Source organism: Maridesulfovibrio sp. (assembly GCF_963666665.1).
GTDB lineage: Bacteria > Desulfobacterota > Desulfovibrionia > Desulfovibrionales > Desulfovibrionaceae > Maridesulfovibrio.
In genome coordinates this window covers 2,470,807-2,483,608 of record NZ_OY762999.1, presented here as the reverse complement: position 1 = coordinate 2,483,608, position 12,802 = coordinate 2,470,807, and the positions used below count along the sequence as shown (strand labels likewise).

Below are 12,802 nucleotides of genomic sequence, written 5' to 3'. Positions count from 1 at the left end.
TGTCGGATTTATTTGCCTTTTTTATTCAAAGCCAGAATGGCCGATTTACTGGGCATAATAAAAATAAGGGGTACCAGTAATAAGAATAAGCAGCCGAAAATAAATGATATGTCATTGTAGGCGAGCATCTTCGCCTGTTTGACCACAATCTGGTTTAACAAACCGAGAGTATATTGTGATGCTGCGACTGAGTTTACTCCGAGTTCGTGGATAAGCCGTGTTGTTTCTGTAAGGAAGTCTTGAGATACATGCCGTCCGTCACTGACGTTTTCCATCAGGAATGAAGTGTGAATCTGAATCTTCCTGTCCAGAAGAACAGCTACCAGAGCATAACCTATGTTTCCACCGATACGCCTGCCGAGTGTGTATATGCTCGAAGCATCGGTAATGTGGGCTTTTTCCATTGTGCACAAGGAAACAGCACTGAGCGGGATGAACATGAAAGGCATGCCTATGCCCATGATAAGCAGGGGCCAGACCATATCGTCCATTCCTGCTTGGGTGTTCAGCTGCATGAGGTCATAGTATGAGTACAGGATGATTACTATGCCTGAAAAAACGAGCGCTTTGGGGCCGACCTTTTGGTAAAGTATCCCCGCAACCGGCATGAACAGCATCAAAGTAATGGCTCTGGGAGCGAGAGCCAGTCCGGATTCAAATGCAGGGTAGCCAAGCAGTTGCTGGGTAAACTGCGGCAGCACAAATGTTGTCCCGAAAAGAGATATGCCGAAGATCATTCCCATGAGAGAACCTAATGTAAGGTTCTTGTCTTTAAGAATGCGCAGGTTGACCACCGGATCTTTGCAGCGCAATTCCCAGAAGATCATGACCAGAAAGGAAAGGACTGTGGCAATACTCATTATGGTTATGAATTCGGATTCAAACCATTGTTCTTCCTGTCCCCGTTCCAGCACAATCTGCATTCCGGTTAGAAAGACGGTAAGCAACCCTATGCCGAGCCAGTCGATGGATTGGATGCCTCTACGCAGATAAGGCGGGTCATGAACAAATTTAGCCGTCAAGAAAAGTGTTCCTATGCATACGGGAATATTGATGTAAAAAATCCATGGCCAGCCCCACTGGTCCGTAAGTATGCCACCCAAAATAGGTCCCATTGCCGGGGCCAGTACTACCCCCATGCCGTAAATGGACATGGCCATTCCCTGTTCCTCAAGGGGGAAAGTTTCACGCAATATGGCTTGCGAGATGGGAATAAGTGCTCCTCCTCCGATCCCCTGAATAATGCGGTAAATGATCATTTCTTCGAAACTGGTGGCAATGCCGCAGAAAATGGAACCAAGTGTAAAGAGAAGCATTGAAAGCAGGTAGAAATTCCGCCGTCCCAGCAGGGAACTCCACCATCCGGCCATGGTGACCATGATGATTTCCGCGATGCTGTAGCTGGTTGCAACCCAGGTAATTGATGAAACGCTGGCTCCGAAACTGCCCATCATATGGGACATGGAAACATTGACCACGCTGGTATCCATCACCGCGATAAAAGCTCCAAGCATTACGGTGATAGCTATGGTCCAGCGCTCAGCCGGGGATGTTTCTTCCGGAGATTTGAAGCTGGACAATTTTATTTCCGTCCTTCGGAGGAAGCAACCTGCTGCGGTTCTCCTGTCTTGGAAGATATATCAACACTGGGAATTACCGACATGCCGGGGGCGAGTGTATAAATTGAAGCAGGATCGTCGAAAACGATTTTTACCGGAACGCGCTGGACTACTTTAATAAAGTTTCCGGCGGCATTCTCCGGAGGCAGCAATGTAAATCTTGATCCTGTTCCGTGCTGGATTGAGTCCACATGTCCGCTGAACTCAATTCCGGGGAATGAATCAACATCAATATCAACATGCTGTCCTTCGCGCATATTTTTTATTTGGGTTTCTTTGAAATTTGCAATAATCCAAACTTCGGGGCTGACAATATTGAGCAATTTTTGTCCGGCCATGATATAGTTACCGGATTCAACTGTTTTCTTGGTGACGTACCCGGAGCAGGGGGCAGTAATGCGGGTGTAGGATAGATTCAACTGGGCCTGTCTTACTTGTGCTTCGGCTTCTTCAAGTTTGGCCTTGCGCATATCTGTTTGAGCGAAAGCCTGCTGGAGCTTACCGGCTGCGGCTTCTATGCCTGCCTGTGCTTCAAGTATCTTGGCATTTTGCGTATTGATATTTGATTTAGCGGATCTCAAGTTAGCACGGGCCATTTTTTCCTGAGCTTTTGCATGGTCAAATTCCTGAATGCTGACTGCTCCGGCCTTGGCAATACGGCTGATACGGTTAAGGTCATTTGCATCGCGGAAATGACCCGCTTCGGCTTCGCTTACCTGTGCCCTGTATCTTGAAAGCACAGCTGTCTGGGATGATAATTCAGCCTGCTTTTGAGACAGTTTCTTTTGGGCAGCCACTACCAGAGCCTCTGCTTCCTTTACCGCTGCAGTTGCAGAATCCTTACGTGCTTCGGCAATTTCCAGTGCAACCTGATAATTTCTGAGATCGATTTCAGCGAGAAGTTGTCCTTCTTCGACTTTTTGGTTGTCTGAAACAAAGACTTTCGAAACATGTCCGGGAACCCTTGGGCTGATTGAGACTACATGCGCCTCAATGAACGCATCATCCGTTGATTCATGATTTATTGCGTGTTCATAAAAAGGGAATGCTACTGCAACTCCAAGAATCAGTACAAATATGCAGGAGAGAATTGTGATTTTAAGTTTTTTGGCCGGGATTTTGTTTTTAGTCTGAATTTCTTGTTTCGGGTGGGACTCTTTATTCATAATTTTTACCTGATAAATATGGCTTTAACGGTCTGGCTTGAGGGCTTTAAATACAAAATTGCATGCGTGTGCGCAGAATTCTTCATGGTTCAGACCTTCAGGGGGAAATATGGAGATGGAACGGACAAAACTCGGGATGTATTGAGAAGTAAATCTGGGACAGGAATCTTCGAATTCTCCTGTTTCAACCCCTTCCTCAATGACCTCTTGGATCAAGCCCCATAATTCTGTTCTCTTGTCCTGCCATTCCCCGCCTTCAGGAAAATGCATAACTCTGCTCAGCAAATGTGCATTGGTAGCTTTCATAAACATGTAAGTGGACATCTCTCTAATGATGCCTTCCATTTTTTCCGTAGGCGAAATATTTTTCTGATTGATATGTTGTCTTAACGTATCAACCAGAATTGAAAATCCCCTGAAAAGAACTGCAAAGTAAAGGTCGTCTTTATTCTTGAAGTAAAGATAAAGGGTTCCCTTTCCTACTCTTGCGGCATGAGCGACATCACTCAACAGAACCTTATGAAAAGCCTGATTTGCGAACATCTCCGCAGCTGTGTCCAAGATACGGGTTTCTTTTTCGGAATATTCTTTCATGTTTTCGAGCTCACAACAGTTTTCTGAAGTGAATTGTAATCCTCTTCAGAACTGACCAGTCAGTTTTATGTTTTGTTGATTTAAAGCCGGCTGAAAAAAGTGTCAAAGACTGACTCGGAGTTCTGACTTACTCCTTCCCAGCCATCCTAGACAATTCAGCTTCGACTTCCGAACTATTCAGTTGGCGGCAGGTGGTGAAAGTTTCTTTATTAACAACTCCCTTGTGGATCAGGAAGTGACGTTCGGCTAATGCAGCAAGTTGTGGCCAGTGGGTGATGACGATGAGTTGCTGGCGGTCGGCAAGTTCCTGCATTTTTTCACCAACGCGATTCAGGGTATGCCCGCCGATGCCGGAGTCAACTTCGTCAAAGATAAGGGTCGGTTTTTCTGATTCACCCTGTAATCCGGTAATTGCGAGCAGGAAACGGGAAAGCTCTCCGCCGGATGCGATTTTGTCCAGCGGCTGGGGGGCCTGACCGGGGTTGGGAATCCACATCAGACGGCCACGCATTTCATTGAGCCCCGGATAAAGCTCGTGGGGTTGGAATTCAAATTTGACCTGCACGTGCTCGGAAAAGCCGAGTCCTTTCAGCTCTGCAACTACGCGGTCAGTAAGCTTTTTCGCTGCAATTTCACGAGCTGCAGACAGTTTGTCCAGCGCTTTGGAAAGTTTTTCAACTAGCTCTTTTTCTTGTTTTTCCAGCTGGGCCAGCTCAAGTGAGCAGGAATCCAAAAAGTCGAGGTTCTCTTGAATTTCATTTTTCAGGTCTACGATCTCATCAAGAGTACGGCCTAGTTTGCGTTTAAGTTTGGAAAGCTCGTAAAGTCGGGCTTCAATGTCGTCGATGTTGTCTTCGGAATCGAAATCAAGGGGCTGAGTACGCAGTTTTCCGACCAGTTCATCCAAGAAATGCTTAAATTCGACAACTGTTTCGCGATCCTGTTCGTAATCCGGGAAAAGTTCGCAGATTCGTTCCATTTCAGAGCCGAGAGCGGAAACTCCACCGGAAACATCAAGCTGTCCGCGCATAATATCCATGGCGGTGTCGATGCATTTTCCCGCATCTTCCTGCGCCCGCAAGGCGTTTTTCTTTTCCAGCAGCTCATCTTCCTCGCCGGGGTATGGGGATACTTTTTCAATCTCAGTCCGTTGGAATTCGAGGAAATCTTTTTTTTCCAGCAGGGATGCAGAACGAGTTTTCAGCTCTTCCTTTTTGGTCAGCAAAGCCCGCAGAGAGGTCAGGATTCCATCTTTCTTTTCCGGGAGTGTTGTATCGGCAAGAAAGGTATCCAGCATGCGGCATTGGTAGGCCGGCTGGAGAAGCTTCTGCTGGGCGTGCTGGCTGGTGTGCAGAATCATGGACGCGCCCATTTCACGGATTGTGTTCTGGGAGCTGAGCTTGTCATTCACATAGACTCTGCTGCGGCCTGTATCAGCTGATAGTACCCGGCGGACAATGGATTCCGATCCATCGGAATGGATGAACAGCGCTTCAACAAAAGCCTGTTCCTTACCGGGACGGACCATATCAGGACGCATTTTTTGTCCGGTCAGGAAGTCAATGGCTCGCAGGATGAAGGATTTACCGGCTCCGGTTTCCCCGGTTAGCACGTTCATGCCCGCAGAGAACTCAATTTCAGCATCTTCGATAAGTGCGAGGTCGCGTATTCTGAGCAGTTCCAGCATTGTTTTTACCGTTATTGTTTGAGTCTGGGGTCGAGGATATCGCGCAGGGCTTCGCCGAGCAGGTTGTAGCCGAGTACGGTCAGCAGGATTGCCATGCCGGGAAATATTGACAGCCATGGAGCTATTTCTAGCACTTCCTTTCCGTCCATGAGCAGGTTGCCCCATGAAGGATCAGGAGGTTGAACTCCGAGTCCGAGGAAGCTGAGTGATGATTCCACAAGGATTGCTCCGGCTACACCAAGGGTCGCTGATACCAGCACCGGGGTAATGGCGTTGGGCAGAATGTGGGTCAGCATGATGCGGATCGGTCCTGCGCCTGCCAAGCGTGAGGCTTGCACGAAATCACGTTTACGCAGGGAGAGGGTTTCCGCACGCACCAATCTTGCCACACCCATCCACGAGGTGAAGCCGATGACGATCATGATGTTGGTGAGTCCCGGTTCCAGAAATGCGATGACCGCGAGAATCAGGAAAAATGACGGGAAGCAGAGCATTACATCCACCCCGCGCATAATTATTTCATCCACCAGTCCTCCGAAATATCCGGCAGCGAGGCCCAGTGCCAGCCCGATGGCTGTGGAAATTCCAACCGCAACAAAGCCGACCCAAAGTGAAACCCGCCCGCCGTAGAGCATGCGAGTAAAAACATCACGGCCCAGTGCATCGGTACCGAATAAATGAGTAGCGCTGGGCCCTTGCAGCAGATGGTCAACATTCAGGGCATTGGGATCATACGGGGTAAGTAAGGGGGCAAAAATAGCCGCCAGCGATACCGTTCCCACAAGGAAAAGACCGAGATACAGCAAACCGTATCTTTGCAGTTTTGAGGGAGGGGTAAGCGGTTTTTTATTAGCCATCAGTCCTGCCCTCCTGCACGAATACGCGGATCGGCAAGTCCGTAGGCCATATCTGCCAGCAGGTTACCGGCTAAGGTCAGCATGGCGCCGAGCACCAGTGAGCCCATGATCAGCGAATAGTCGCGGGCCATGACCGCACCGTAGAAAAGCTGTCCCAGTCCGGGCAGGGCGAAGATGGATTCAATGATAACGCTGCCGCCGATCAGTCCGGGAATGGACAGGCCGAGGATGGTAATCACCGGGAGAAGGCCGTTGCGCAGGGCGTGCTTGAAAAGCACCTTGCGCATGGGCAGACCTTTGGCTTTGGCGGTAGTGATGTAATCCTGCCGCAGCACTTCCAGCATGGAAGAACGCATGAATCTGGACATCCCGGCGAGACTGCCGAAGGTATAAATAAAGATCGGCAGGGCCAGATGGTGGGCCAGATCGAGCATTTTGCCCCACGGGGAGAGCAGTTTAAAATCAAGGGAGGTCAGACCGGATATGGGAAATATGGGGTAGTAAATACCCAGCCAGAGCATAAGCAGCAGCGCAAGCCAGAATCCCGGCACAGCGAAGCCGATAAAGACCAGTACGGTCATCCCCCGGTCAAACCAGCCGTCCTGCCGCCATGCCGAATACATTCCTATGGGTACGGCAATTATAAGTGTAAGGAAAAGCGAAGCCATGTTCATACCGAAGGTAAGCGGCAAACGTTCCTTAATGCGGTCCCATACCGGACGCCGGTCACCGGACATGGATAATCCGAAATCGAATTTTGCCAGACGGGCCACCCAGTTAATATATTGTTCGTGGATAGGTTTATCCAGACCGTACAGTTTTTCCAGTTTCAGGCGAGTTTCAACCGTGGCTGTCGGGTTGAGTGTGGTTTCCATGTCAGTGGGCGAACCGGGAGCAAGGTGAATAACCCAGAAGCTGATTACCGTAATGCCGATAAAGACAACGGAAACCCAAGCGAATTTTGAAAGAATTTTTAAGGCAATGTCCAGCATGGTACCTCGTGTAAAAATAGCAGTTTAGACAGCGTCAATCTGGAGGCAAGATACTTCAAGTCGACGCCGGAGGCAATAGTTTGTGTTTATAAAAAGTAAACTAATGTTGTGTTTTGTTTACAAAGATCGACGTGAAGGCAAGCTTAACCCAAGCCGGCAGGCAGGGAAATCCATTTATGCTAAAATAATTGAAAAAGAGAGTTGACAGCGGAGGCAGGTTTTTATAAATCCTACTTCACCCAACACGAGTGGGGCTGTAGCTCAGTTGGGAGAGCGCTTGAATGGCATTCAAGAGGCCAAGAGTTCAATTCTCTTCAGCTCCACCAGATATTTCAAGGACTTACGATGAAAATCGTAAGTCCTTTTTTTGTGGCTTTATTTGAGGTAGAGCCTTCGTTTATTTAGGAGTCTCATGTATTACAACTTTTTTCCCACTTATCCACGTCTCCAGAACTTTCGGAGGATTCGTTGCCAGATTCTCCGGCTTTTCATCGTATAGATCTCGCTCAAAGCGCACCATGTCGGCTTTCATGCCCGGATAAAGTGCGCCCACATCGTTGTGTCCAGTTGTTGCGGCGCTTCCCTGTGTCAGCCCTCTAATGACGTCCTGCATGGTCAGCGGTGTACGCGCCGCTCCTTCGCCCAGCATGGAGATGTTCATAATTGTTGTGGGAGCGCTCAACTCCAGAGGAGAGACTCCAAAATCGGTGCTCATACCAGTACTTATGCCGGCTTCCATCAATTCCTTAATAGGATATGACGCGTCATTTGCCTTGCCATAATACCTGTCAAGTCCGGCCTCGGCCTTCCAGAATCCCGGTTGGACCGTAGAGACGACTTTGTTATTGAGCTTGTTGATGCGCTGTAATTGGTCAGGGCGGGGAAAGGCCAGATGAATCAGCGTATGCACACAGCTAAGTCCGCCCTTCTTGGCCGCCGCTGCTTCCAGCGCATCCAAAGTAACATTCAGGGCCTCGTCACCCTGAATATGGTAATGGCAATTGAGGCCGACTTCCTCCAGCCGGGCGACTATGCGATAAATGTTCTGGTTTTTGCCCATGGAATCGCCAGCTGTGACCGTATGCAAGCCATGGTTACCTTGTTTATTCTCCCAGGTTGTCCATGCCTCTCCTCCGGCGTAGGCCCCGTCAACAAAGAGCTTGTTTCCAATGAATCTCACCAAATCCGTGTCCTTGCCCATTTCCTTAAGACCGCCTTCAAGGTCATCAAGGCCGAAGAAGGTGTAGTTATAATTGACGCGAAGGGGCAGAAGGCCATTGCTTTCCATTTTCCGGCACATATCAGCATGCATGATACGGCCGATGGGCGCACCCATAAGGTCTACGATTCCCGTATAGCCCATCTGAGCCCATAAATTCATGTAGTATTGTGTCCCCGGTTGAATCGACGCATCTGTGAAACGGGGGAGAAGGGGATTTCCAGCCAAGGTCATGGCTTCTTCACGCAACATACCAGTTGGCTTGCCATTTTCGACAACGACTTTTCCTCCTGACGGAACATCATCCAAGTGCTTGGAAAGGTCCGCTGCATTTATGGCGGCAGAATTTATAATAAGATTATGGCCGAGGTCGTCACTTAAAAGAACGATTCGGTCACCGGTAACAGCGTCGAGTGCGGCAAGATCATCCAAGGACCATGAGTCATAGTTGTCCAATGAAAATCCTCCGGCAAAAAAAGGATCTTCATCGGAATGTTTGGATATGGCTGTTTTCACCGCTTGGACAATCGATTCAGCGTTATTATCACCACGCAGGTCTCCACCACTGAACATGAGAGCAGACTCCACCAAATGGACGTGACTGTCGCAAAAACCGGGATAAAGGGCGTTACCGTCTAAATCTATGACTTCCGCATCAGTATGATTGGAAGGATCCACATCCACGGCAACGACAAGGTCATCTTCCACAAGAAGGTTGTTCACCCTACGAACCGCGTCTTGATAAATCCGGCCATTGACGAAAAGCTTCGATACTGTTTGATCACTCATGTAAACCTCACAGAATTAAGAGTTTTCCTGAGTAGGACACTTGTTGTAAGGGTCCAAAGCACATGCTTAAATGATTCAGTAAAGTTATTTGTAACCCACTAATAATATCACAACAACACTATGATAAAAATATTCTAACACATATTTTAACGCAAACATAATTGTTGGATTCGGATATTGATGCTTTTGGGAAAAGGCTTTGCAGAGACGATTCTGAAGATAGAAGTTAGGGGGGGGGAGGTGGTACGCATACGAGAAAAATGGCATTTGCCGAGATGTATAAACCGGGACCAGAATATACAGCACGCCCATCTGCGGCGAAAACTATTGCCGGTTTTAAGATTTTTTAAAGGCGGATAGTGCTGCTAAGGAAAAATTAGTCACGTGCTCCGCCAGTTCATCCACGCGCTCCCCAAATGGTTTTTGTCCCGGCACAGTTCCGCTAATAATGGACCAGCCAAGAACCCCGTAGAGGATTTGGGCGGTAATACTGTATTCACAATTTCTGACAACATTATCCGTCGTATCAGGCCCGAGGTACTCCTTTAAAAGGGAGCACATATAGTCGCGGCTTGGTTTTAGGTATCGGGAAACAATATCATTGAAGTAAGGCGATGGATTGCGTGCCTCGTTGGTGAAGATGCTATATAAATCCCGGTCAAGATCAGTTTCTACGGAGTAGTAGGCTTTGCAGTAAAAGCGAATCATTGAGGCCAGTCTTTCCTCGATGGGGAGAGATTCAAATGTGGCAATGTTGCTTTTTCCCTTAAACTTCTCCGCTTCCTGGAACATGAATTCTAATACCGCTTTATATAGTCCTTCCTTGCTGTCGAAGTAATAAACCACGGCATTGAGGTTCTTAGCTCCGGCCTGTTCCACAATTCTACGCACAGTTGCCGCCTGATAACCGTGTTCTGCAAACTCTTTGATTGCGGCCATTAGGATATTGTTTTTTGTATCGTTGCCCATGGTGAATATTTTTAGTTTTGCCCAATCGGTTTAATCCGTTTTGAGGTGATATCGTTCATACTCATTTTCACATGGATTTCCAACTGCTATGTACATTGCAGCTTCTTCTGGGATGATCACAACCGAGGCAACCGTAGCCGATGGTGGTAACTGGGATTCCGGGTCAACATGACTGCATATTCCCTTCGGATAGTTTTCGTGATCAGCCAGGAATGTCATGACGTGCTTGGGTGTAATTTTACCATGGTTCTGGGCAACGAGTTTTTTCATACGATCATATCTAAATGGCGAATCAGGTACAAATTGAAGGAATGCATCCCTCGCTGCGAATCGTTCTGAAATGTTATGATTGGCGTGTATAAGAACATCAGATTCGGGATAGAGCAGTTCATGGCTATGGAGTCCAAGTTCAATCCCGATCATTTTTCCTGCACCATTTGCCAGTAGATAGCTGGGCATGATGGAGGTTGCGTTTGTAAAGACTTCTAGAGCGTTCTCCAACCGTTTTTGGCGAGACGCTTTGTTCATAATGAAGCTGATCGGTACAGGTATGTCGGGATTTGTGTCGGGAGTAACGGTCAAAGTGGACATAATGGCAAATGGGGATGATTCAGCGTAAGCAGAAAGCGTGTATTCCCAGACCCCGCTCATTGATAGAGCAAGTTGTTTTACTCCATTGGGCCAGCTTATCTTCAAAAGAGCCATAGGGAGTTCCGGATGCCAGTCTATATTTTGTCCGATAATGACCTGTCCATTCTGAGAGGCAGAAGCGCCAACAGCTAATGAAGTGCACATGCCTTGGCGCGGAGGCCCAGAACAGAGAATATCGAAAACTGATCGAATAGCAAAAATAGTATCAAAACTAACTCCTGCACCTTCAGAAAATCCATGCAGCACTTCTATAAATTCGGGATCATATTTTTGAGCAGCAGGAAGATATTTTTTACCGAGTTCTATTACGGTCGCGTTATCGATGCCGTAGTAAGCAGCAATTAGACCGAGTTCTGACATGATGATTCGGTTCATTTCCTGTCTGAACACTTCTCCCCATCCCTTGCCGATTTCGTAGTAGTTACCTTGAAGTTCAACTGTTTTGAGCATCTTTCCTCCTTCCGCAAAGACAGCCCCTTGCATCATAAAAGTTATTAAAAGAGTAATCAATCATTGCTCATGACTCCATTTAATACAAATGTATTAATACAAGTGTATTAAAACTATGTCAAGAGGGTGATTGATTTTACATAGAGTCATGAACCAGCCGAATCGCAACAGAATTGTAATTTCTTTTTTGTGGTTCTTGCGAATTGATTTATATTCTTGTGTGTAGAGACGAAAGGAACGAGCTTAGCTGACTGGGTAAGTTAACTATAATGGGTTGGGTTGATATGACTTATTTGCTTGGTAATCATGAATCTGAGGGCATTAAAAAGTTAAATTCTTTTAGGGATGAGTTAAAGCGCATTAAGTGGGTTAAGGGTGATGAAATTGAGTCTCTTTCGTTAGTATTCAATGCATTGGATGCTTTGGCAGAGGAGAAACTCCAGTATTATTACGGGCGAAGGAAGCGGCAGGCTCTCCTATCTATTGTTTTTCGCAGTCTAGGTTGGGCGGCAGGCTTTGTTGGAGTTGTTTTGCCGTTTCTTTCTGACCATCAGTTCAGTTTTGATCCTAATGGAAAGCTTGGTTATGTGTTTCTCGTTGCAGCAGCTAGTTTTTTGGGTGCGAATACTCTTTTCGGCGGAACGAGCGGACATGTACGATATGCAACCACCCAGTTCAAGTTGGAGCAGCTCGTTGTGTCGACTCGATTGGATTGGCTTTTTTATAAATCGAGAGTCAGTGCCGGAGAATGCTCTTCCAAAGAGGTAGGAGAGGGGTTTGAGATTCTACAAAAATACTCCCAAGAATTTTATAGTCTGGTGATTGGTGAGGCCGGTGATTGGGGAGAGAGTGTTTTGGAAGAGTTAGTAAACTACCAGAGGAGTGTCGATAAAAAGTCAAAGCTGCCAGATGGCAGTTAATAAAAGTGTCGCTTATGGCGTTGGTACGTTTTAGAAATGAATTAAATTTCCTTCAAGAAAACATCACCGGTCCACTTATAGCCTTCTTCCGTAAAATCACTAAAATGCTTTTGGTCGGTGATATTATTTTCAATAAGCCACCTGACAAAACGACCTTTGATGTGTTTGCCCTGATGACCTGCCGGCATCTTTTTTCCTGCTTTCTTCAGGACAAATTCAACCTCAATTCCATTGTCATACTTAACAGTTTTCTTGTGTGCTTGCGGTAGTAAATCAATAATAAATTTATCTTTTAATTGTTCGGAATTGGAGTTCAACCATAACTTGGCTGCCTTTAATTTATCAATCTTCAAACGATAATTAGGAATTAAATCAGTAGGCCTGACAAGACCGAATAATCCTGAGACAATTAACACTTTTTGATCAAAGTCAGATTTATTCTTTAAAGTTTTATACTCAATAGCGTCGTAAACAACACCTGTGTAGCGTTCCATTGCCGGCATTGTTCTTGAGCTTAAGATTTCTTTATTTACGGTAATTGCTTTTTCGAGTGCTTTTTCCTTAAGCCCATACAATTTTTTGGGATCAGCTTCTTTAATCGCTTCAATTAAGTCAGCGGTAATACCTGATACAGCCTTTAAAGGCTCATTGTGTCCACCCTCAGCTTTACCTTCGGATGGTGGAATTAAGATAATTGTTTTCATAAAATATTAGGAAGTTAATTTATTAAAGTGAGGGTGTTTTACTCAAAGGAAACAAACTAATCAGTTAACTTCAGTTTATTTACACAAAATATTGAACAGTAAGCAACAAGCCAAAAAGCATGGAAAGAACAGTGGATGGTTAAGTGTGATGGGTGATATGAATAATTTCCCCGACCCAATAATCA

Annotated in this window: 11 protein-coding genes and 1 tRNA gene; 2 read left to right on the top strand and 10 right to left on the bottom strand. The window is 46.5% G+C overall.

The features are described from left to right. Window positions 1-8 precede the first annotated feature (8 nt). The 6 genes from ACKU40_RS11485 to ACKU40_RS11460 form a co-directional block, all read right to left on the bottom strand. Complete coding sequence (locus tag ACKU40_RS11485) at window positions 9-1,580, bottom strand: DHA2 family efflux MFS transporter permease subunit (protein WP_320172938.1); 1,572 nt, start codon at window positions 1,578-1,580, stop codon at window positions 9-11. Window positions 1,581-1,582: 2 nt separating this feature from the next. After that, window positions 1,583-2,785: an HlyD family secretion protein gene (locus ACKU40_RS11480; protein WP_320172937.1), complete on the bottom strand. Its 1,203-nt coding sequence runs from the start codon at window positions 2,783-2,785 to the stop codon at window positions 1,583-1,585. Between the two features lie 24 nt (window positions 2,786-2,809). Beyond that, a complete protein-coding gene (locus ACKU40_RS11475; protein WP_320172936.1) occupies window positions 2,810-3,379 on the bottom strand; it encodes a TetR/AcrR family transcriptional regulator in 570 nt (189 codons plus the stop codon). A gap of 127 nt (window positions 3,380-3,506) precedes the next feature. Further along, a complete protein-coding gene (locus tag ACKU40_RS11470; protein WP_320172935.1) occupies window positions 3,507-5,066 on the bottom strand; it encodes a DNA repair protein RecN in 1,560 nt (519 codons plus the stop codon). Between the two features lie 11 nt (window positions 5,067-5,077). Beyond that, window positions 5,078-5,923: an ABC transporter permease gene (locus tag ACKU40_RS11465; RefSeq protein WP_320172934.1), complete on the bottom strand. Its 846-nt coding sequence runs from the start codon at window positions 5,921-5,923 to the stop codon at window positions 5,078-5,080. Further along, window positions 5,923-6,915: an ABC transporter permease gene (locus ACKU40_RS11460; protein WP_320172933.1), complete on the bottom strand. Its 993-nt coding sequence runs from the start codon at window positions 6,913-6,915 to the stop codon at window positions 5,923-5,925. The genes ACKU40_RS11465 and ACKU40_RS11460 overlap by 1 nt, the downstream gene beginning before the upstream one ends. Window positions 6,916-7,165: 250 nt before the next feature. Here ACKU40_RS11460 and ACKU40_RS11455 point away from each other — a divergent pair. Then, window positions 7,166-7,241 (top strand) — tRNA-Ala (locus ACKU40_RS11455). 71 nt (window positions 7,242-7,312) lie between these two features. Here the strand turns inward: ACKU40_RS11455 and ACKU40_RS11450 are convergent. The 3 genes from ACKU40_RS11450 to ACKU40_RS11440 all read right to left on the bottom strand — a co-directional run bounded on the left by ACKU40_RS11450 (window position 7,313) and on the right by ACKU40_RS11440 (window position 10,993). Beyond that, complete coding sequence (locus ACKU40_RS11450; protein ID WP_320172932.1) at window positions 7,313-8,923, bottom strand: amidohydrolase family protein; 1,611 nt, start codon at window positions 8,921-8,923, stop codon at window positions 7,313-7,315. 336 nt (window positions 8,924-9,259) lie between these two features. Continuing rightward, a complete protein-coding gene (locus ACKU40_RS11445) occupies window positions 9,260-9,892 on the bottom strand; it encodes a CerR family C-terminal domain-containing protein (RefSeq protein ID WP_320172931.1) in 633 nt (210 codons plus the stop codon). Between the two features lie 30 nt (window positions 9,893-9,922). Beyond that, on the bottom strand, window positions 9,923-10,993 hold the full coding sequence (locus ACKU40_RS11440) for a C45 family peptidase (protein WP_320172930.1): 1,071 nt from the start codon (window positions 10,991-10,993) through the stop codon (window positions 9,923-9,925). A gap of 269 nt (window positions 10,994-11,262) precedes the next feature. On the opposite strand from ACKU40_RS11440, the gene ACKU40_RS11435 reads away from it, so the two are divergent. Then, window positions 11,263-11,913, top strand: coding sequence for an SLATT domain-containing protein (locus tag ACKU40_RS11435; RefSeq protein WP_320172929.1), 651 nt, complete (start codon window positions 11,263-11,265; stop codon window positions 11,911-11,913). 41 nt (window positions 11,914-11,954) lie between these two features. On the opposite strand, the gene ACKU40_RS11430 is transcribed toward ACKU40_RS11435, so the two are convergent. Next, entirely contained in the window at window positions 11,955-12,617 is a 663-nt protein-coding gene (locus tag ACKU40_RS11430; RefSeq protein WP_320172928.1) for a peroxide stress protein YaaA, read from the bottom strand. Window positions 12,618-12,802: the final 185 nt, after the last annotated feature.